19 protein-coding genes and 1 tRNA gene are annotated in these 18,988 nt (G+C 67.9%); 12 read left to right on the top strand and 8 right to left on the bottom strand.

The window, feature by feature from the left end:
* Positions 1–117 precede the first annotated feature (117 nt).
* The 4 genes from CAL15_RS21965 to CAL15_RS21980 all read left to right on the top strand — a co-directional run bounded on the left by CAL15_RS21965 (position 118) and on the right by CAL15_RS21980 (position 3,761).
* Entirely contained in the window at positions 118–453 is a 336-nt protein-coding gene (locus CAL15_RS21965) for an FxLYD domain-containing protein (RefSeq protein ID WP_086080436.1), read from the top strand.
* Between the two features lie 185 nt (positions 454–638).
* Positions 639–1,295, top strand: coding sequence for a carbonic anhydrase (locus tag CAL15_RS21970; RefSeq protein ID WP_086080437.1), 657 nt, complete (start codon positions 639–641; stop codon positions 1,293–1,295).
* Positions 1,296–1,495: 200 nt separating this feature from the next.
* Positions 1,496–3,232 (top strand): nitrite/sulfite reductase, encoded by a 1,737-nt coding sequence (locus CAL15_RS21975; protein ID WP_086080438.1) that lies wholly within the window; start codon positions 1,496–1,498, stop codon positions 3,230–3,232.
* Complete coding sequence (locus tag CAL15_RS21980) at positions 3,225–3,761, top strand: DUF934 domain-containing protein (RefSeq protein WP_086080439.1); 537 nt, start codon at positions 3,225–3,227, stop codon at positions 3,759–3,761. The genes CAL15_RS21975 and CAL15_RS21980 overlap by 8 nt, the downstream gene beginning before the upstream one ends.
* A 63-nt stretch (positions 3,762–3,824) precedes the next feature.
* On the opposite strand, the gene CAL15_RS21985 is transcribed toward CAL15_RS21980, so the two are convergent.
* Complete coding sequence (locus tag CAL15_RS21985) at positions 3,825–5,390, bottom strand: sulfatase-like hydrolase/transferase (RefSeq protein WP_086080440.1); 1,566 nt, start codon at positions 5,388–5,390, stop codon at positions 3,825–3,827.
* A gap of 10 nt (positions 5,391–5,400) precedes the next feature.
* A complete protein-coding gene (locus CAL15_RS21990; RefSeq protein WP_086080441.1) occupies positions 5,401–6,375 on the bottom strand; it encodes a Bug family tripartite tricarboxylate transporter substrate binding protein in 975 nt (324 codons plus the stop codon).
* 127 nt (positions 6,376–6,502) lie between these two features.
* Here CAL15_RS21990 and CAL15_RS21995 point away from each other — a divergent pair, with 127 nt between their 5' ends.
* The gene (locus CAL15_RS21995) at positions 6,503–7,024 is read left to right on the top strand and encodes a MarR family winged helix-turn-helix transcriptional regulator (protein ID WP_086080442.1); all 522 of its coding nucleotides are present in this window, start codon (positions 6,503–6,505) and stop codon (positions 7,022–7,024) included.
* A 10-nt stretch (positions 7,025–7,034) separates the two neighbouring features.
* On the opposite strand, the gene CAL15_RS22000 is transcribed toward CAL15_RS21995, so the two are convergent.
* The gene (locus tag CAL15_RS22000; RefSeq protein WP_086080443.1) at positions 7,035–7,793 is read right to left on the bottom strand and encodes an IclR family transcriptional regulator; all 759 of its coding nucleotides are present in this window, start codon (positions 7,791–7,793) and stop codon (positions 7,035–7,037) included.
* Positions 7,794–7,893: 100 nt separating this feature from the next.
* On the opposite strand from CAL15_RS22000, the gene CAL15_RS22005 reads away from it, so the two are divergent.
* The 5 genes from CAL15_RS22005 to CAL15_RS22025 are packed head-to-tail and all read left to right on the top strand — an operon-like array spanning position 7,894 to position 12,713.
* Entirely contained in the window at positions 7,894–8,877 is a 984-nt protein-coding gene (locus CAL15_RS22005) for a Bug family tripartite tricarboxylate transporter substrate binding protein (protein ID WP_086080444.1), read from the top strand.
* A 23-nt stretch (positions 8,878–8,900) separates the two neighbouring features.
* Complete coding sequence (locus tag CAL15_RS22010) at positions 8,901–10,406, top strand: class I adenylate-forming enzyme family protein (RefSeq protein ID WP_086080445.1); 1,506 nt, start codon at positions 8,901–8,903, stop codon at positions 10,404–10,406.
* Entirely contained in the window at positions 10,403–11,191 is a 789-nt protein-coding gene (locus tag CAL15_RS22015) for a citryl-CoA lyase (protein ID WP_086080446.1), read from the top strand. The genes CAL15_RS22010 and CAL15_RS22015 overlap by 4 nt, the downstream gene beginning before the upstream one ends.
* Complete coding sequence (locus tag CAL15_RS22020; protein WP_086080447.1) at positions 11,188–11,913, top strand: SDR family oxidoreductase; 726 nt, start codon at positions 11,188–11,190, stop codon at positions 11,911–11,913. Before CAL15_RS22015 ends, CAL15_RS22020 begins: the two co-directional genes overlap by 4 nt.
* Positions 11,910–12,713, top strand: a complete 804-nt coding sequence (locus CAL15_RS22025) for an SDR family NAD(P)-dependent oxidoreductase (RefSeq protein ID WP_086080448.1) — start codon at positions 11,910–11,912, stop codon at positions 12,711–12,713. Before CAL15_RS22020 ends, CAL15_RS22025 begins: the two co-directional genes overlap by 4 nt.
* Before the next feature lie 48 nt (positions 12,714–12,761).
* On the opposite strand, the gene CAL15_RS22030 is transcribed toward CAL15_RS22025, so the two are convergent.
* The 5 genes from CAL15_RS22030 to hemA all read right to left on the bottom strand — a co-directional run bounded on the left by CAL15_RS22030 (position 12,762) and on the right by hemA (position 17,073).
* Positions 12,762–13,322, bottom strand: a complete 561-nt coding sequence (locus tag CAL15_RS22030) for a UbiX family flavin prenyltransferase (RefSeq protein ID WP_086080449.1) — start codon at positions 13,320–13,322, stop codon at positions 12,762–12,764.
* Between the two features lie 7 nt (positions 13,323–13,329).
* Positions 13,330–13,656: a Grx4 family monothiol glutaredoxin gene (grxD, locus tag CAL15_RS22035; RefSeq protein ID WP_086080450.1), complete on the bottom strand. Its 327-nt coding sequence runs from the start codon at positions 13,654–13,656 to the stop codon at positions 13,330–13,332.
* Positions 13,657–13,750: 94 nt separating this feature from the next.
* Positions 13,751–14,563: a peptide chain release factor N(5)-glutamine methyltransferase gene (gene prmC / locus CAL15_RS22040; protein WP_086080451.1), complete on the bottom strand. Its 813-nt coding sequence runs from the start codon at positions 14,561–14,563 to the stop codon at positions 13,751–13,753.
* Positions 14,564–14,625: 62 nt separating this feature from the next.
* Positions 14,626–15,708, bottom strand: a complete 1,083-nt coding sequence (gene prfA / locus CAL15_RS22045) for a peptide chain release factor 1 (protein ID WP_086080452.1) — start codon at positions 15,706–15,708, stop codon at positions 14,626–14,628.
* A 90-nt stretch (positions 15,709–15,798) separates the two neighbouring features.
* Entirely contained in the window at positions 15,799–17,073 is a 1,275-nt protein-coding gene (hemA, locus tag CAL15_RS22050) for a glutamyl-tRNA reductase (RefSeq protein ID WP_086080453.1), read from the bottom strand.
* Between the two features lie 231 nt (positions 17,074–17,304).
* Here hemA and CAL15_RS22055 point away from each other — a divergent pair.
* Together CAL15_RS22055 and CAL15_RS22060 are read left to right on the top strand one after the other, a co-directional pair.
* A tRNA-Phe gene (locus tag CAL15_RS22055) sits at positions 17,305–17,380 on the top strand.
* 231 nt (positions 17,381–17,611) lie between these two features.
* Positions 17,612–18,699, top strand: a protein-coding gene (locus tag CAL15_RS22060) for an IS3 family transposase (RefSeq protein ID WP_157666709.1) whose coding sequence is annotated in 2 segments (ribosomal slippage) — positions 17,612–17,864 and positions 17,864–18,699 — 1,089 coding nt in all. Because the reading frame shifts where the segments join, the coding sequence is not laid out codon by codon here.
* Positions 18,700–18,988: the final 289 nt, after the last annotated feature.

The raw sequence follows: 18,988 nt of genomic DNA on the forward strand, positions 1-18,988 counted from the left end.
GCGGGCGCGGCGCCGGCGGACGAGTAAACAAAGCGAAACCACCTCTCGCGGCGATGTAACACCCGTCCGCTTAATGTGTGAGGCGTCCGGCGCCGCGCGCCGCTATCGGAGATGTCCATGAAACTGCGATTCGCCGCCCTGATGCTTGCCCTGGCCGCCGGCGCGGCCGCCGCCCAGAGCCTGCCCTACGGCGTCACGGTGGGCAACCTGCACGCCGTCCGCGACACCACCATGGGGCAGACCACCATCACCGGCACGGTCACCAATCACGGCAAGACGCTGCTGCCGTCGCCCTCGGTGGTGTTCGCCCTGTACGACGCCAATGGCGCCGAGATCGGCCGCGTGTCCGAGCGCTCGCCACAGGCGCTGCCTCCGGGCGCGTCCTGGGAAGTGCGCGCGATCACGCCGCACACGTTCACGCGCTTCACCGCGATCGACGTCAAGGCGGAGTAGGGCCGAAGCCCGTCGCATGCCCGGCATGCTGTCTGCCGGCTGAAAGATCCAGAAGGCAAGCGTCAGGCCGATATGGGAAAATCCTGGACCGGCCGACGCATTGCCCGGAACGTGCCCCGGGTCGGCCCGGCCTTGCCGAACTCCGTCCGCAGCGGCCCCGCGCGATCGCATACAGGAAAGACATCATGTTCCCCAAACGACTTACCGAAGGCTACCAGGCGTTCCTGCAAGGCCGCTTCCCCAACGAACGCAGCCGCTATCAGGCCCTGGGCGAAACCGGCCAAAGCCCCGAGATCCTCGTCATCGGCTGCTGCGACTCGCGCGTGTCGCCCGAGGTCATTTTCGACGCCGGCCCCGGCGAGCTCTTCGTGATCCGCAACGTGGCCAACCTGGTGCCGCCCTGTGAAACCGACTCCGAGTCCTCGTACCACGGCACCAGCGCGGCCATCGAGTTCGCGGTCAACGGCCTGAAAGTCAAACACATCGTGGTGCTGGGCCATGCTTCGTGCGGCGGCATCCGTTCCTTCTACGACGACGCCGAGCCGCTGTCCAAGCTCGACTTCATCGGCAAGTGGATGTCGCAGATCAGCCCGGTCGCCGAACGCCTGGGCCCGTCCACCGGCGATCGCGACGCCGACCTCAAGCGCCTGGAACTGGCGGTCATCGAGCAAAGCCTGTCGAACCTGCTGACCTTCCCGTCGATCCGCCGCCGCGTGGACGCGGGCGAGCTGCAGCTGCATGGTTCGTACTTCGGCGTGGCCACGGGCGTGCTGTTCGTCCGCGACCCGGCCACGAAGCAGTTCGCGCCCTGCGTGGAAAATCCCACGGCGCTGAAAAGCTGAGAAGTGCCCGCGCGCAGGCGCGCGGGCGGTCCGCACCGGACGGCCGCTTCTTTTCTTATAACCAAAAAGACTTAGACCGGCCGCACATTCGGCTGCTACGGTTATGAACAACCATGGCCGAGCCACGACTCGCGCGGCCCGTCGGCAGGAATGCAGCCTCTCCCGCCCGACACCCCACTCCAAGGCATCAAGCAACCATCATGTATGTGTACGATCCGATCGACCAGCAACTGGTCGACGAGCGTGTCGCGCAGTTCACGGACCAGACACGCCGCTTCCTCGACGGGCAACTGACCGAAGACGAATTCCGCGTGCTGCGCCTGCAGAACGGCCTGTACGTACAGCGTCACGCGCCCATGCTGCGCGTGGCCATTCCGTACGGCCTGCTGGCCGCGCGGCAGCTGCGCACGCTGGCGCACGTGGCCCGCACGTGGGATCGCGGCTACGGCCACTTCTCCACCCGCCAGAACATGCAGTTCAACTGGCCGCGCCTGGAAGACGTTCCCACCATCCTGGCCGAACTGGCCAAGGTGCAGATGCACGCCATCCAGACCAGCGGCAACTGCATCCGCAACACCACCACCGACCACTTCGCCGGCATCGCGCCCGATGAACTGATCAACCCGCTGGTGTGGTGCGAGATCATCCGCCAGTGGTCCACGCTGCACCCCGAGTTCGCCTTCCTGCCGCGCAAGTTCAAGATCGCGGTCAGCGGCGCCGTCGAAGACCGCGCCGCCGTGGGCGTGCACGACATCGGCCTGCAGGCGGTCGAGCGCGACGGCAAGCTGGGCTTTCGCGTCTGGATCGGCGGCGGCCTGGGCCGCACGCCCATGGTCGGCCACCTGATCAACCCGTTCGTCGAATGGCAGCACCTGCTGACCTACCTGCAGGCCGCGCTGCGCGTGTACAACCTGCACGGCCGCCGCGACAACAAGTACAAGGCCCGCATCAAGATCCTGGTGAAAGACCTGACGCCCGAGGTGTATGCGCAGCAGGTCGACGAAGAATGGCAGCGCATCAAGGACGGCCCCGACACGCTGACGCAGGCGTTCGTGGACACCATCGCCAGCCGCTTCACGTGGCCGAAGTACGACGCGCAGGCCGCTTACGAGCACGACCCCACCGCCGAGCTGGCCGCCGCCAACCCGGCCTTCGCGCACTGGCTGCGCCGCAACGTGCACGCGCACAAGGTCGCGGGCTACGCGGCCGTCACCGTGTCGCTGAAGGCCACCGGCGTGCCGCCGGGCGACATCACGGCCGACCAGATGGACGCCGTGGCCGACCTGTCGGAACGCTACGGCTTCGGCGAGCTGCGCGTCTCGCACGAGCAGAACCTGATCCTGGCCGACGTGCGCCGCTCGCAGCTGCACGACCTGTGGCAAGAGCTGCGCGCGCTGAACCTGGCCACCGCCAACATCGGCCTGCTGACCAACATCATCTCCTGTCCCGGCGGCGACTTCTGCGCCCTGGCCAACGCGGTCTCCATCCCCGTGGCCGAAGCCATCCAGCGCCGCTTCGACAATCTCGACTACCTGTTCGAGATCGGCGAACTCGACCTGAACATCTCGGGCTGCATCAACGCCTGCGGCCACCATCACGTGGGCCACATCGGCATCCTGGGCGTGGATAAGGCCGGTGAAGAGTGGTATCAGGTCACCATCGGCGGACGCCAGAACGGCGCGGCCAAGCCCCTGCCCGACATCGAATCGACGCGCGGCGGCGGCGCGGCCATCGGCCGCATCATCGGCCCCTCGTTCGCGCGCGACACCGTGCCGCTGGTCGTGGACCGGCTGATCCGCACCTACCTCGACCTGCGCGACAGCGATGCAGAGCGCTTCATCGACGTGGTGGACCGCGTGGGCATCGACCCCTTCAAGAAAGACGTGTACGCCGATCCCGCGGTGGTCGAGCCCAAGACGGAGGCCGCACATGCCTGAGGCCGCCGTTACGCAGGACACCGCCGTGCCGCATCTCATCCGCAATGGCCAGTTGCAGGCCGACACGTGGCGCGTCCACGCGCCCGCCGAGCCCGACGCCACCCCCGATGCCACGCCGGCCGACGAACCGGGCTGGATCGTGCCGCTGGCCACCTGGAAGGCCGCGCAGACGGCGCTGCGCGCCCGCGCCAACCCCGTCGGCGTGCTGCTGCCGCCGGATGCGAACCTGGCCGACCTGGCCGGGGATGGCGACACGCTGGACACGACCGGCATCGCCCTCATCGCCATCGACTTCCCTGCCTACACCGACGGCCGCGGCTATTCGCTGGCACAGCTGCTGCGCAAGCGCTACGGCTATGCGGGCGAACTGCGCGCGGTGGGCGACGTGATGATCGACACCATCCATTACCAGGCGCGCGTGGGCTTCGACAGCTTCCTCGTCAAGCCGGGGCATGATCCGCAGAAGGCGCTGGCCGCGTTCAAGACCTTCAGCGTGCACTACCAGAAGACGTATCTGGTGCCGGCCTGAGGCCATGCCGCCGGGGCTTGCGGGCGGCGGGGCGCGTCTTGCGCCCGCTGCCGCCCCCCTCGCCTACCATTGACCGAAATACACGCCCGCGCGCTTGTGCGCGTTGGTGGCCTGCGCCACCGCCTCGTCGCTGAGCGTCGTGCGTCGCTTGCGGCGAGCGGCCCAGTCCAGCAGCCTGCCCCGCAACTCCGCCCGCGTGGCCTCGTGCGCTGCGCTGGTCCCCAGATCATGGAACTCGCCCGGATCGGCATGCAGGTCGTACAGCTGCTCCGGCAAACCCAGCCAGTACACGTAGCGCCACCGGTCCGTGCGCACCGACCAGGCGCGCGCGTCCTGCGGCGTCTTGCCCAACAGCAGGCGGGCCTGGCGAAAGCTGTAGTCCAGCTCTGAAAATACGCAATCTCGCCAGGCCTGGCCGCCGCGGCCGTGCAGCAGCGTCTGCAGCGCCCGTCCCTCGATGCGATGCGTGGGCACCGGCATGTCCAGCGCCTGCAGCACGGTGGGCACCAGATCCACGCTTTCGACCATGTCGTCCAGCGCCTGGCCCCGCGTCGCGTCGGCCTCGCGGCCCGGATCCATCACGATGAAGGGCACGCGCTGCACGGTGTCGTAGAACAGCTCCTTCTCGCCCAGCCAGTGGTCCCCCAGGAAATCGCCGTGGTCGGCCGTGAAGACGATCAGCGTGTCGTCCATGCGTCCCGCCCCCTCCATGTAGTCGAACAGCCTGCCCAGATGATCGTCCAGTTGATGGATCAGGCCCTGATAGGCGGGACGTACCGTGCGCACGCATTCGTCCGTCGCGAAGCTCTGGCTTTCCTCGTGCTGCCGATAAGCTCGCAGCGCCGGGTGCGCGTGCGTCAATTCCTGCGCGTCGCGCGCCACCGGCAGGCATTGCTGCGGCGTGTACATGCGGTGGTAGGGGTCGGGCGCCATGTAGGGCCAGTGCGGCTTCACGTAGCTCAGGTGCAGCACCCAGGGCTCTTCGCCACGGCGCCGCATGAAGTCCAGCGCCTGGTCGGTCATGTAGGCCGTCTCGGAATGCGCCTCGTGCACGCGCGACGGCAGGCGCGTATTGCGCATGTGCCAGCCGCTGACTACCTGCCCCTGCTCGTCGATGCCCGCGATGACGTAGTCGGTCCAGGGATCGGCGGAGTCGTAGCCGTGGCGGCGCAGGAAGGCGGGATAGCCGCTTTCCTCGCCCGGTTCGTGATGGCCGTCGTAGCGGTCCAGTTCCACGAATCCGCCGCGCGCCAGCAGCGCGCCTAGTTCCGACGCGCCGTCGATGTCCAGCCGCGCCATGCCGGCCTTGTCCGGGATGACGTGGCTCTTGCCGGCAAGCGCGAGCTTGCGGCCGCCATTGGCCAGATATTCGCCCAGCGTCACCTCGCCGACCGACAGCGGCACGCGGTTCCACGTCGTGCCGTGGCTGGAGGGGTAGCGGCCCGTGTAGTAGCTCATGCGCGACGGCCCGCACACGCCCGAATTGACGAAGGCCCGCGTGAAGCGCGCTCCACGCGCGGCCAGCGCGTCCAGGCTGGGCGTGCGCAGATAGGGGTGGCCATAACAGCCCAGGTGGTCCGCCCGCAGCTGGTCGGCCATGATGAACAGCACGTTGCGTATCTTGCCCATCTGCCGGCTCCTATTGCGTGGCAGTGAAGCCGGAGGCGCGCACGGGCGGCTCCCATTGGCCCCTGTAGGCCTCCAGGCGCTTCGCCGTCTCGGCCGCGTCGGCCACCACGGGCTCCAGGTTCACGGCTCGCACGGCCTGCTGCAGCGCGGGCTCGCCCATCACCGCGGCGATCTCGCGCCCAAGGCGCGCCGCCTGTTCCGCCGGCATGGCCGCCGACGCAAAGAAGGCGTTCCAGCCGTCGGCGGCCAGGTCGATGCCGCTTTCGCGGAAGGTCGGCACGTCGGGCAGCGCGCGGTCGCGCCGCTCTGCCGAGATCGCCAGGATGCGGATCTTGCCGCCCTGCTGCTGAGGCAGCAGCGTGTCCAGCGTGTCGATGGCCTGGGGCAGGATGCCGCCGATCAGCTCGGCGGTCAGCGGCGCCGAGCCGCGATATCCCACCACCTCGGGCTGCTGCCCGATCTGCTGGCCAAGCATCAATGCGAAGAAATGCGGCAGGCTGCCGGTGGCCGGCACCCCGACGGTGAACTGCCTGGGATTGTCCTTCACCCATTGGCGCAGTGCCGCCACGTCCCGGATGGGAGACGCCGCCGACACGGCCAGCGCGAAGTGATAGCTGCTGACCAGCGAGACAGGCTGGAAGTCCCGCGCGGCGTCATAGCCCGGCTCGGCATAGACCAGCGGCGCCACCACCATCACCGCGGGGTTGGCCAGCATCAGCGTGTTGCGCGCGACGTCGGGCTGGGCATTGCGCAGATACTGCGCGGCGATGCGGCCGCCGGCGCCGGTCTTGTTCTCGACGATCACCGGCGTGCGCAGCCGGTCTTTCAGCCGATCCGCCACCAGGCGGGCCACGCGGTCTGAACTGCCGCCCGGCGGATAGCCGACCACAATGGTCAGCGGCTTGCCGGCCTCCTGCCCGACCGCGGCGGGCGCGCCGGCCAGCAGGCCCCACGCCGCCAGAGCGGTGATCATCCACGTGCGCATGTCATGTCTCCCTTGTGCATCGTTGTAGGAAATAGAAGAAATGAATTTAGCAACGCCGCGGTTTATTGATCTAATCCAGTAACGGGCATAAACCCATAACCGATAAGCCCACCTGCCAGGAGACGCCATGTCCATCGATCCCACCGTCACGCAGGCGACGCTGGACGACATGCTGATGTACCGCCTTTACCAGGCGTGGTTCCAGTCCAGTCCCGTATTCGTGCGGCTGTGCGAGGGGCGCTTCGGCATCACCCGTCGCGAATGGCGCCTGCTGGCATGCGCCGTCGAGCACGGCCCGATGACCTCCGCCGACCTGGCGGCCTCGGCGAAGCTGGACCTGGCGCGCACCTCCCGGACGCTGGGCGCCCTGTGCGAAAAAGGCTGGCTGCGGCGCGTGCAGCGGGGCGCGGACCGGCGCGTGGTGCTGGTCGAGGCGACCGCCGGCGGCCGCGACCGCTACAACGCGCTGCTGCCCGAAGTGCAGCGCCTGAATGCCCTGTTGACGCAGGACCTGACGGACGCCGAACTGGCGCAGTTGCGTACGCTGCTGGCACGGGTGGAACAGCGCGGCCAGGCCATGGCACAGGAGAACCTCGTCGTGGAAAAGGCCAGCCGGCGCAGCGGCGGCACGCGGCGCGCGCGGCCTTAGCCGGCCGGACCTACAGCCGTGCCTGCGCCAGCTGCGCGCGGATCTGCTCCGCGATGGCGCGCTGGCGGGCGGCCGGCATGCGGTCGATCAGGCTGGACACACTGACCGCCAGGCGCGGATAGCCGTGCGCATCACAAAGCGCCACCCCAACTCCCAATACCCCCGGCACGGCCGCATTGCCCACCACGGCCCAGCCGCGGTCGCGCGTGTTGGCCACGAGGCGGCGCATCTGCGCGGCCGTCATGCCGCCATAGGCGCGCAACGCGCCGGCGTTCTGCTCGATGACTTCCTGCGCCTCTGCATCCGGCAGCGCGGACAGCAGGGCCAGGCCGGCAGCGCCCACCCCCAACGGCTGGCGATGCCCTACCGTGACGGCCAGCACCTGCACCGGATAGTTGCCCACCTCACGGTGCAGGCACAGCGAGTCCCGGCCCGCGCGTGCGATGAGGAACGATGAATCGCCGCTGACGTCGCTGATCTGCCGCATGGCGGGCCGCAGCCGCTGCACGGCCGCGGCATGCGGATCGGCCGCCATCAAGGTGGCCGTCTCGGCCGTGCGCCAGCGCGCGGCATCCGGCTCGCGTACCGCATATCCCTCGTCGACCAGCACGTCCAGGTAGCGATACACGGTGGAACGCTGCATGCCGGCCTGCCTGGCGATGTCGACCACGTGCAGCCCGCCGGCGCCCGCCTCGCGCAATACGCGCAGCACGCGCAGGCCGCGCCGCAAGATTCGCGGTCCGCCGTCGGAAGCATCGTCTTTGTTCATTTTCTGGACAAACGTCATTGGTGTCCGTCGTATTCCATCCGATGATGGACGCGAACAGGCACAGACCTGTCCAGATATTAGACAAATCTAGGAGACAACCGTGCTTTCGATCCGCAGGCGCCTGTGCGCCGCCCTTGCGCTGGGCAGCACCCTGCTGGCCGTCACGCCCACGCAGGCAGCAGAACAGTATCCGCAACGTCCCATCACCATGGTCGTGGGTTACGCCGCCGGCGGCGCCACCGACATCGTCGCCCGCCTGATGGCCAAGTCGATGGGCGACGTGCTGGGCCAGACCGTCGTGGTCGAGAACAAGACCGGCGCCAACAGCAACATCGGCGCCGAGATCGTGTCGCGCGCCAAGCCCGACGGCTACACGCTGTACGTGGGCTCCATCGCGAACACCATCAACCGCACGCTGTACTCGCAGCTCAACTATGACTTCGTCAAGGACTTCGAGCCGGTAGGACTGCTGGCCACCATTCCGAACATCCTGGTGGTGAATCCCAAGCTGCCGGTCAAGACCGTGCAGGAGTACATCGACTACGCCAAAAACAACGCCGGCAAGCTGACCTGCGCCTCGTCCGGCAGCGGCTCGTCCATCCACCTGTCGTGCGAGCTGTTCAAGATGCAGGCCGGCGTGGAGATCCTGCACGTGCCCTATCGCGGCAGCGGCCCGGCCGTGGCGGACCTGCTGGGCGGACAGGTCGACTCGATGTTCGACAACCTGCCCTCGTCGCTGCCTCACGTGCAGGCCGGCAAGCTGCGCGCCATCGGCGTCACGTCGGCGCAGCGCCTGCCCTCCGCCCCCGACGTGCCCACGCTGGCCGAAAGCGGCCTGAAGGGCTTCGAAGTGCAGTCGTGGTTCGGCCTGATGGCGCCCGCGGGCACGCCCAAACCTATCGTCGACCGCCTGAACCAGGCGCTGAACCAGTCGCTGGCCGCCGAGATCAAGCAGTCCTATGACAAGTCGGGCTTCTGGGCGCCGCAGCAGCCCAACACGCCGCAGACGTACGCCACGTGGATCCAGGGCGAGATCGACAAGTGGGGCAAGGTGGTGAAGGCCGCCGACCTCAAGGCGAACTGAATACAAGGTACCAAGGAGCCCAGGTGTATCCGATCGATTTCTTCTTTCGCGCCGCACAGCGGTATCCCGATCGCGTGGCGCTGGACGGCCCGCAGGGCCAGGTGCGCTACCGCGAACTGGCCGCCCGGGTGGGCGCCCTGGCGGCGGCACTGCAGGCGCTGGACCCGGCGCCGCAGACCCGGGTGGCCTTGTGCGCGGGCAACACGGCCGACCACATCGTCGCCCTGCTGGCCGTGCTGGCCAGCGGCAAGATATGGGTGCCGCTGAACTACCGCAGCACCGAGCCCGAGATCGCACGCATCCTGGACGCCACGGAACCCAGCATCGTCATCGGCGACGAGACGGGCGGACCGCTGCTCGCCGGCGCCGGAGGCATACGCGTGCACCTGCATGAGCAGTCAAGCGGCCACACGCTGGCCGCGCTGCTGGCCCGCCACGCAGGCCAACAGCCCGTACGCCACGACCTGTCGCGGGACGACGTACAGGCCATCAAGTTCACCGGCGGCACCACCGGCCTGCCCAAGGGCGTGATGCAGCCGTACCGTGCGTGGAACGCCGGCATCGTCAACCAGATCGCCAGCTGGGGCCTGACCTGCGAAGACCGATACGTGGTCTCCGCCCCCATCACGCACGGCACGGGCACCTATCTGCTGCCCGTGCTCGCCCAGGGCGGCATGCACCTGCTGCTGGACGGCAGCGGGCCGGCCGCCGTGACGCAAGCGTTCCGCGAACGCGGCGGCACGCTGAGCTTCATGCCGCCCACGCTGATCTACATGCTGATGGCGCAGGACGGCATCTCGCGCGCCGATTTTCCGCGCCTGCGCAACCTGATCTACGGCGGCGCCCCGATGCCGCCTGAACTGATCGACCGGGCCCGCGTCTTCTTCGGACCCGTGCTGGGCACGACTTACGGCCAGACCGAGGCGCCGCAGATCGTCACCGTGCTGCCGCCCGCCGAACTCGACGATCCCGCCAACCGCGGCTCGGTGGGCCGCTGCACCTGGTATTCGGAGATGGCCATCATGGCGCCGGACGGCGGCCTGCTGCCGCCCGGCGAAATCGGCGAAGTCGTGGTGCGCGGCGATCTGGTCATGGCCGGCTACTGGCGCCTGCCCGGGAAGACCGCCGAAACCATCGTCGACGGTTGGCTGCATACCGGCGACGTGGGCCTGGTGGACGAGCGCGGCTTCCTGTTCCTGAAAGACCGGCTGCGCGACGTGATAATCACGGGCGGCTTCAACGTCTATCCGGTCGACGTGGAGAACGCACTGTCCTCGCACCCCGATGTCTATGAATGCGCGGTGTTCGGCCTGCCCGACGAGAAATGGGGCGAGGCCGTGCATGCCGCGGTGCAATTCCATCCGGGCCGAGAGGCCGAACCCGCCGCGCTGCAGGCGCACGTGCGCGCCCTGCTGGGTCCGGTACAGACGCCCAAGCACATCCACGTGCACGACAGCCTGCCGAAGTCCCCGGTGGGCAAGGTGCTGAAGAACGCGGTGCGAGAAGCCGCCCTGAAGGAGACAGCATGAGCCAGACCCCCGAGACCCGTCTTTGCGCCCACAACCTGACGGGCATGTACTACCGCGATGCCGACCTCGTCGAGGAGCTGATCGGCAAGAAGACCTTCACCGAAGTCATGGTCATGCAGATACTGGGCCGCGAGGCGCGCCCCGTGGACCTGCTGATCGTGGACGCGGTGCTGGTCACCCTGATGGAGCATGGCCTCACGCCCAGCGCCATCGCCACCCGCGTCGTCTACATGAGCGCGCCCGAGAACCTGCAAGGCGCCGTCGCCTCGGGCCTGATGGCCGTGGGCAGCCAGTTCGTGGGCACCATGGAGAACTGCTCGGGACTGCTGGCGCGCATCCGCCAGGCCGCCGATCCGCAGGCCGAGGCCCAGGCCATCGCGCAGGAATACCGCCAGTCCCGGCGCGCGCTGCCCGGCTTCGGCCACCACCTGCACAAGCCAGACGATCCGCGCGCGGTGAAGCTGCTGGCGCTGGCCGAGGCGCAATCCGACCTGCCCGGCGACTGGCTGCGCGCGCTGCGCCTGCTGGCGGCCGCCATCGACCAGGCCTACGGCAAGCACATCACCATCAACGCCACCGGCGCCGTCGCGGCGCTGCTGGGCGAGATCGGGGTGCCCACCGCCCTGATGCGCGGGTTCGCGGTGATCTCGCGCGCGGCGGGGCTCGTGTCGCACGTGGCCGAAGAACAGCAGAGTCCGTCGGGCCGCTTCATCTGGGAAACCATAGACGATGCGATTCCCTATGTCGGCAAGGGCCGCTCGCGCCAGCAGGACGGCCGCAAATGAGCCCCGACGTGCTGGTCACCGGCGGCAGCCGCGGCATCGGGCGCGCCATCGTCGCGCGGCTGCGGGATGACGGAATGCGCGTGGTCAACTTCGACGTGCAGCCGCCCGAGGCTCCGTTCCCCGACGAAACCTATGTGGCCGTCGACCTGTCCGATGCGGCCGCCACCCGCGCGGCGGTAGCGCAGCTGGCGCGCGAGCGGCAGGTGCTGCGGCTGGTGAACAACGCCGGCATCGTGCGGCCCGCCGACATCGAGGCCGTACAGCCCGAAGACCTGGACGCCGTCGCCGCGGTGAACCTGCGCGCGCCGCTGTTGCTGCTGCAGGGCCTGCTGCCATCCATGCGGGCCGCGGGCTTCGGCCGCGTGGTCAACGTGGCCAGCCGCGCGGCGCTGGGCAAGACGCGGCGCAGCGTCTACGCCGCCACCAAGGCCGGCCTGCTGGGGCTGACGCGCACCTGGGCCCTGGAGACCGCGCCGCACGGCATCACGGTCAACGCCGTGGGGCCCGGCCCCATCGCCACCGAGCTGTTCCACCGCGTCAATCCGCCTGACGCGCCGCAGACCGCGCAGATCGTGTCCGCCATCCCCGTGCGCCGCATGGGCACGCCGGACGACGTGGCGCACGCCGTGGCCAGCCTGCTGGACGCACGCGCGGGCTTCATCACCGGCCAGGTGCTGTACGTATGCGGCGGCATGACGGTCGGCCTGGGGAATGCGTCATGACGGATCGACGATTGCAGGGCAAGGTGGCCCTGGTGGCGGGCGCGGGCAGTTCGGCGCCGGGCTGGAGCATCGGCAAGGCCTGCTGCGTGACGCTCGCGCGCCAGGGCGCGACGGTGGTGGCGCTGGATTACCACCTGTCGGCCGCCGAGGATGCCGCCCATGCCGTGGCCGAGGCCGGCGGGCAGGCGCTGCCGGTGCAGGCCGACGTGTCCGATCCCCAGGCGATGCAAGCCGCCGTGGACGTCGCCATGGCCCGCTGCGGCAGGATAGACGTGCTGCAGGCCAATGCCGGCATCGGCAAGGTGGGCGGACCCGAGGACATCGAGCTGGCCGAATGGGATCGCATCCAACAGGTCAACGTGAACAGCCTGCTGATCGCCACGCGGCTGGCGGCGCCCATTATGCGACGCCAAGGCGGCGGGGCCATCGTGGCGGTGTCGTCGGTGGCGGGCCTGCGCTATGTGGGCTATCCGCACCTGGCCTACAGCGTCAGCAAGGCCGCCGTCATCCACTTCGCCCGCATGGCCGCGCAGCAATACGCGCCCGATAGCATACGCGTGAACACCGTCGTGCCCGGCCTGATCGACACGCCGCGCGTGGCGGCCAACGTGGCGCGCATGTTCGATGCCGACGACTTGGACGCTGCCCGCGCGGCGCGGGATCGCCAGGTGCCCATGCGCCGCATGGGCACGCCATGGGAAGTGGCCAACGCCGTGGCGTTCCTGGCCTCGGACGAGGCCTCGTACATCACGGGAACGGAGCTGGTGGTGGACGGCGGGCTGACGGGCAAGTACGCGTAGCGACGGCCGCGCCTGGCCGGCCGCGCTTGGCCGGCCGCGCCCGGTTGCTCAGGTGCCTTCCCATGTCGGTCCGGGCACCTTGATGCCGAACAGGTCCAGCACGCGCGCCACGGTGTGGTCGACCATCTCGTCGATGGACTTGGGCCGGTGGTAGAAGGCCGGCAGCGGCGGAAACACGATGCCGCCCATTTCGGTGACGGCGGTCATGTTGCGCAGGTGCGCCAGGTTGAACGGCGTCTCGCGCACCATCATGACCAGCCGGCGCCGCTCTTTCAGCGTGACGTCGGCCGCACGGGTGATCAGGTTGTCGGACAGCCCATGCGCCACCGCCGCCAGCGTGCGCATGGAGCACGGCACGATCACCATGCCCGCGGTCTCGAACGCGCCGCTGGCCAGCGTGGCGCCGACCGCACGCACGCTGTGCACCTGGTCGGCCAGGGCCTGCACTTCATGGCGGCCGATGTCGAGCTCGTGCTGGATGTTCAGCACGCCCGAGGCCGAGATGACCAGGTGCGACTCGACGTCCGGCACGTCGCGCAGCACCTGCAGCATGCGCACCGCATAGATGGCGCCCGTGGCGCCCGTGATGCCGACGACCAGCCGCCGCATCATGGACTCAGGCCGTGGCGCCGGATTCTTCGAGCAGTTGCTTCAGCTCGCCGCTGCCGTGCATTTCGGACATGATGTCCGAGCCGCCGATGAACTCGCCCTTTACGTAGAGCTGCGGAATGGTGGGCCAGTTGGCGAATTCCTTGATGCCCTGGCGCACTTCGTCGTCTTCCAGCACGTTGACGGTAACCAGTTTCTTGACGCCACAGTCCTTCAGGATCTGGATGGCGCGGCCCGAGAAGCCGCATTGCGGGAACTGGGCGGTGCCCTTCATGAACAGCACCACGGGATGCTGGGTCACGGTTTCGCGGATGAATTCTTGCACGTCGCTCATGGTGGTCTCGCTAACAGAGAGTCGGGTTCGGACAGGACCGGGGCCGCGGAAGGGCCGTCCGGTCGTATATGGGGATGGTCCGGCGATAAGCCAATTATAGGTATCCGCCGGAAATGCGCTCGATGCCGGCCAGGTCGCGCCGGCTGGCAACGCCGGTGAAGCCGGCTTGCTGCAACAGGCTGCGCACGGCCTCGGCCTGGTCCCAGCCATGCTCCAGCCACAACGCACCGCCCGGGCGCAGCCAGCGGGGCGCATCGGCCGCGATGCGCGCCAGGTCGCGCAGGCCGTCGGCGCCGTCCGTCAGGGCGCCGCGCGGCTCGTGCCGCAGATCGCCCTGCTGCAGGTGCGGATCCGTGCTGCAGATGTAGGGCGGGTTGGAAACGATCACGTCGAAACGCTCGCCCGCCGGCAAGGCGTCGAACCAGTCGCCCTGCAACAGGCGCACGCGTGCGCCCAGCCGGTTGGCGTTGTCGGCCGCCACCGCCAGCGCGGCCGCGCTGGCATCGGTGGCGCTGACCTCGCACCGCGGGCGCGCCAGCGCGATGGAGACCGCGATGGCGCCGCTGCCCGTGCCCAGGTCCAGCAGCGCCGCCCCCGGCCGCCCGGACAGCATTTCCAGGGCCGTCTCCACCAGCAGCTCGGTATCGGGCCGCGGGATCAGCACGTCCGGCGTCACGCGGAGCATGTGCCCCATGAACTCGCGCTCGCCCAACAGATACGCCATGGGCTCGCCCGCCAGGCGGCGCTCGATCAACGTCCGATAGGCCTGCGCCGCCGCGGCCGGCGCGGGGTCGGTGTCATGCGCCAGCAGCCAGGCGCGCGGCTTGTGCAGCGCGTGCTCCAGCAGCATGCGCGCCTCCAGGCGCGGCAGGCGTGGGTCGTTCAGCAGGTCGAGGATGCGGGTCATGAGGGCACGGGTGCGTCGCGTCGAAGCGCCTGTCGGCGCGCCGGCACGGAAATGGCGCTCGCCTACAGGTCGTCGCCCAGCGCCGCCAGCTGTTCGGCCTGGTGCTCGGCGATCAGCGCTCCGGTCAGCTCGTCCAGGTCGCCTTCCATGATGTTCTGCAGCTTGTAAAGCGTAAGGTTGATGCGATGGTCGGTGACGCGACCTTGCGGGAAGTTGTAGGTGCGGATGCGTTCGGAACGATCGCCCGACCCGATCAGGCTCTTGCGCTCGGCGGCTTCCTTGCTCTGGCGCTCGCGCAGTTCCTTGTCCTTCAGGCGCGCGGCCAGCACCTGCATGGCCTTGTCCTTGTTGCGGTGCTGCGAACGGTCGTCCTGGCACTCCACCACCAGGCCGGTGGGCAGGTGCGTGATGCGCACCGCCGAGTCGGTCTTGTTGATGTGCTGGCCGCCCGCGCCGCTGGCGCGGAACGTATCGATGCGCAGGTCGCTGGGGTTGATGACGATGTCGCCCATCTCGTCGGCCTCGGGCATCACGGCCACCGTGCACGCCGACGTGTGGATGCGGCCCTGCGCCTCGGTGGCGGGCACACGCTGCACGCGATGCGCGCCCGACTCGAACTTCAGCCGGCCATAGGCGCCCTCGCCGTCGATGCGCGCGATCACTTCCTTGTAGCCGCCCAGTTCCGACGGGCTCTCCGACATCAGCTCGACGCGCCAGCCGCGCTGCTCGGCGTAGCGCGTGTACATGCGCAGCAGGTCGCCCGAGAACAGCGCGCTCTCGTCGCCGCCCGTGCCCGCGCGGATTTCCAGGAACAGGCTGCGGCCATCATCGGGATCGCGCGGCAGCAGCAGCAACTGCAGCTCGGCTTCCAGCGTTTCCAGGCGCGTCTTGCCCGCCTTCAGTTCCTCTTCCGCCATGTCGCGCATGTCGGGATCGGACAGCATCTCCTGCGCCGTGGCGATGTCGCCCTCGGTAGCCAGGAACGTGTTGAAGGCAGCCACCACGGGCTCGAGTTCCGCGCGCTCGCGCGACAGCTTGCGGAAGCGTTCCATGTCGGATGCGGAATCGGGGTCGGACAGCAGCGCATCGACCTCGATGAGGCGATGGGCCAGCTGTTCCAGCCGGCTGCGCATGGATGCTTTCATCAGCGGCAATACCAAAAAAGAAGAGGGATCGGCATGGCGGGCGCCCGCAAGGCGAACGTCCGCCGCGAATGGCGGAGCGTTGCGGCGCCGCTACCGGCGCGTGTCGCGGTTGGGGAACAGGCGCGGCATCCAGCCCAGCAGTTGCCGGCGCTCGTCGCCTTCGCTGCGGTTGAGCGCCGCCAGCGGACCGTGCAGGTACTTTTGAGTAAGGCCGTGCGCCAGTTGCTCGAGCACGGCCTCGGGGGAATCGCCGCGCGCCAGGGCGCGGCGCGCACGGTCGAGTTCGGCGGCCTGCACGTCGGCCGCGGCCTGGTGCAGATCGCGGATGACGGGTACGACTTCGCGCGATTGCATCCAGTGCATGAAGCCCTGGACGCGGTTTTCGATGATGGCCTCGGCCTGCACCACCGCCGCGCGGCGCGCGTCGGTGCCGGTTTGCACCAGGCGGCCCAGATCGTCGACGGAGTAGAGATAGACGTCGTCCAGGCGGCCGACTTCGGGCTCGATGTCGCGCGGCACGGCCAGGTCGACCATGACCATGGGGCGGTGGCGGCGCAGCTTGGTGGCACGCTCGACCATGCCCAGGCCCATGATGGGCAGGGAACTGGCCGTACAGGACACGATGACGTCAAATTCGGACAGGCGTTCGGTCAGGTCGGCCAGCTTCATCGTGCCCGCCGCGAACCGGCCGGCCAGCGCCTCGGCGCGTTCGACGGTGCGGTTTGCCACCACCATGCTGTGCGGACGCTGCGCGGCGAAGTGCGTGGCGCACAGCTCGATCATTTCGCCTGCGCCGATGAACAGCACCCGGGCCTGGTCGAGCTTGCCGAACACGCGCTCGGCCAGTCGCACCGCGGCTGCGGCCATGGACACGGACTGCGCGCCGATGGCGGTTTGCGAACGGACTTCCTTGGCCACCGAGAACGTGCGCTGGAACAGCTGGTGCAGCAGCGTGCCGAGCGAACCCGCCGCATCGGCGGCGCGCACGGCGTCTTTCATCTGGCCCAGGATCTGGGGCTCGCCCAGCACCATGGAATCGAGCCCGCTGGCCACGCGGAAGGCGTGGCGCACGGCGTCGCCCTGGTGATGGCGGTACAGGTGCGGATCGAGCGCAACCGCCTCGATGCGGTTGTGATCCGCCAGCCACACGGGCAACTGCTCGGCCACGTGCGGCTCGGCCGCACAGTAGACCTCGGTGCGATTACAGGTGGACAGGATGGCCGCTTCGCGGACCGACCCGCCGAACGCCATGCGCAGGCCTTCCAGCGCGGGCTTGACCAGGTCTACGGGCATGGACACGCGCTCGCGCACCGAAACCGGAGCGGAGGTGTGATTCAGACCGAAGGCGAGGACGGCGACGGACATCGTTGCGAGGGGTGGTAGCCCGGAGTGGCGGCGATTGGGACTGGCCCATCCGGGTAGCTTGTACACACTGGTGTAACAGAGGACAACCCAGGATTATACGCCGAGGGTTTCCCCTGGGGTTGTAGGGCTGCATCATTAGGAAAGACGACCAGGGCGATAGGGGATGGCTACGGGCCAGGCCGCTGCTGCGTGCACGGGTGCGAAAATTTGTGTATAGTTGCGGACTTCGTTGGCCTGGTAGCTCAGTTGGTAGAGCAGCGGATTGAAAATCCGCGTGTCGGTGGTTCGATTCCGCCCCAGGCCACCATTCTTTCTCTGCATAGCGTCGCATTCGGACGCAAATCCCCAAGACAATCAGCAGGTTAGGCGAAAAACCGTGCGCATAGCGTCGCGTCTTGTCGCAGGACTTCGCACGTTTGTCAGTCCCTCAGCTAGTCCCCCAGAATGGTTTCCATCGAAACATGCCCCAGGGGGTAATGCCCCCGGAAAGCCCGCGGTGCGAGAGGTAGAATTTTCTCGACAGAGGGGTTCTACAAGCTTGAAGCGATCGAAGTTCACGGACGCGCAGATCATCGAAGCGATCAAGCGGGTGGAGTCCGGGGTGGCGGTGCAGGAGCTGTGCCGGGAGCTGGCGATCAGCCAGGCGACGTTCTACAAGTGGCGCTCGAAGTACGGCGGCATGGACGCCAGCCTGATGGCGCGCATGAAGGAGCTGGAGGCTGAGAACAGTCGACTGCGCAAGATGTACGTCGAGGAGAAGCTCAAGGCGGAGATCGCCTCGGAGTACCTGGCAAAAAGGTGGTAAGGCCATCTCGCCGACGTGAGATGGCCCAAGAAGTGGTTCAGGGCAAGCGGGCCTGCATTCGTGTGGCCTGCGCGATATTCGGCATCAGCAAGTCGTGCTACCGGTATGAGGCCAAGCACAAGGCCGAGAACAAAGAGATTGCCAACTGGCTGCTGCGCCTGACGGACAACCACCGAACGTGGGGTTTCATGCTGTGCTTTCTGTACCTGCGCAACGTGCGAGGCTTCGGCTGGAACCACAAGCGGGTGTACCGGATCTGTCGCGAGCTTGAGCTGAACTTGCGGATCAAGCCGCGCAAACGGCTGTTTCGGCAGGCACCTGAGCCGTTGGCCGAGCCGGCTCGCATCAACGAGGTCTGGTCGATGGACTTAATGCACGATCAACTGGCCGATGGCCGCAGCATTCGCACCTTGAACGTGATTGACGACTTCAACCGGGAGGCGCTGGGTATCGAGGTGGACTTCTCGCTGCCTGCCGAGCGGGTGGCCCGGGCACTGTCCCAGATCATCGAGCAGCGGGGCCGGCCCGTAGCGATACGTTGCGACAACGGCCCGGAATACGTCGGTACGGTGCTGAGCACGTGGGCCGCCAAACGTGGTATCCGTCCGCAATACATCCGACCAGGCAAGCCGCAGCAGAACGCCTACATCGAGCGATTCAACCGCACGGCGCGCCACGAGTGGCTGTCTCAGTATGAAGGGGAAGACCTCGAGCGCGTCCAGGATCACGCCACGCGGTGGATGTGGTCCTACAATCACGAACGCCCACACATGGCATTGGGCCGCATCACACCGATACAGCGGGTGGCCATGGCCGCATAGTTCCTACTTCTTGCGCCCGTGCAAAATGGGGCATTACCATTTCAGCACCATTTTTCCTTGCACTTCTCGTGCTTTGTACGCTGACGTCAAAGCGATTGTTCCACATCGTTATGATCAATCGACGCCGGCATAGACAAGTCAAAAAAAGGTGAAACACCGCGGCGCTGCAGACGTTTGGCCATGGGTACTCGAGAGGTGGCAAAAGCGCTAAGGCGAGAGCCGGAACAAAGCGAGTGTGCCCGACGGATAACGAGAGCACGCAATCGCAGCCGTTGGAACGATATTGGCG

This window comes from Bordetella genomosp. 13 (assembly GCF_002119665.1).
Classification (GTDB): domain Bacteria; phylum Pseudomonadota; class Gammaproteobacteria; order Burkholderiales; family Burkholderiaceae_B; genus Bordetella.

Bases quoted from the DNA above. Each gene is read 5' to 3' on its own strand.
- prfA (WP_086080452.1), bottom strand. From the start codon at position 15,708: ATGAAAGCATCCATGCGCAGCCGGCTGGAACAGCTGGCCCATCGCCTC.
- prmC (WP_086080451.1), bottom strand. From the start codon at position 14,563: ATGACCCGCATCCTCGACCTGCTGAACGACCCACGCCTGCCGCGCCTG.
- CAL15_RS22030 (WP_086080449.1), bottom strand. From the start codon at position 13,322: ATGCGGCGGCTGGTCGTCGGCATCACGGGCGCCACGGGCGCCATCTAT.
- CAL15_RS21970 (WP_086080437.1), top strand. From the start codon at position 639: ATGTTCCCCAAACGACTTACCGAAGGCTACCAGGCGTTCCTGCAAGGC.
- CAL15_RS22025 (WP_086080448.1), top strand. From the start codon at position 11,910: ATGACGGATCGACGATTGCAGGGCAAGGTGGCCCTGGTGGCGGGCGCG.
- hemA (WP_086080453.1), bottom strand. From the start codon at position 17,073: ATGTCCGTCGCCGTCCTCGCCTTCGGTCTGAATCACACCTCCGCTCCG.
- CAL15_RS21995 (WP_086080442.1), top strand. From the start codon at position 6,503: ATGTCCATCGATCCCACCGTCACGCAGGCGACGCTGGACGACATGCTG.
- CAL15_RS21980 (WP_086080439.1), top strand. From the start codon at position 3,225: ATGCCTGAGGCCGCCGTTACGCAGGACACCGCCGTGCCGCATCTCATC.
- CAL15_RS21990 (WP_086080441.1), bottom strand. From the start codon at position 6,375: ATGCGCACGTGGATGATCACCGCTCTGGCGGCGTGGGGCCTGCTGGCC.
- CAL15_RS21985 (WP_086080440.1), bottom strand. From the start codon at position 5,390: ATGGGCAAGATACGCAACGTGCTGTTCATCATGGCCGACCAGCTGCGG.
- grxD (WP_086080450.1), bottom strand. From the start codon at position 13,656: ATGAGCGACGTGCAAGAATTCATCCGCGAAACCGTGACCCAGCATCCC.
- CAL15_RS22020 (WP_086080447.1), top strand. From the start codon at position 11,188: ATGAGCCCCGACGTGCTGGTCACCGGCGGCAGCCGCGGCATCGGGCGC.
- CAL15_RS21975 (WP_086080438.1), top strand. From the start codon at position 1,496: ATGTATGTGTACGATCCGATCGACCAGCAACTGGTCGACGAGCGTGTC.
- CAL15_RS21965 (WP_086080436.1), top strand. From the start codon at position 118: ATGAAACTGCGATTCGCCGCCCTGATGCTTGCCCTGGCCGCCGGCGCG.
- CAL15_RS22015 (WP_086080446.1), top strand. From the start codon at position 10,403: ATGAGCCAGACCCCCGAGACCCGTCTTTGCGCCCACAACCTGACGGGC.
- CAL15_RS22000 (WP_086080443.1), bottom strand. From the start codon at position 7,793: ATGAACAAAGACGATGCTTCCGACGGCGGACCGCGAATCTTGCGGCGC.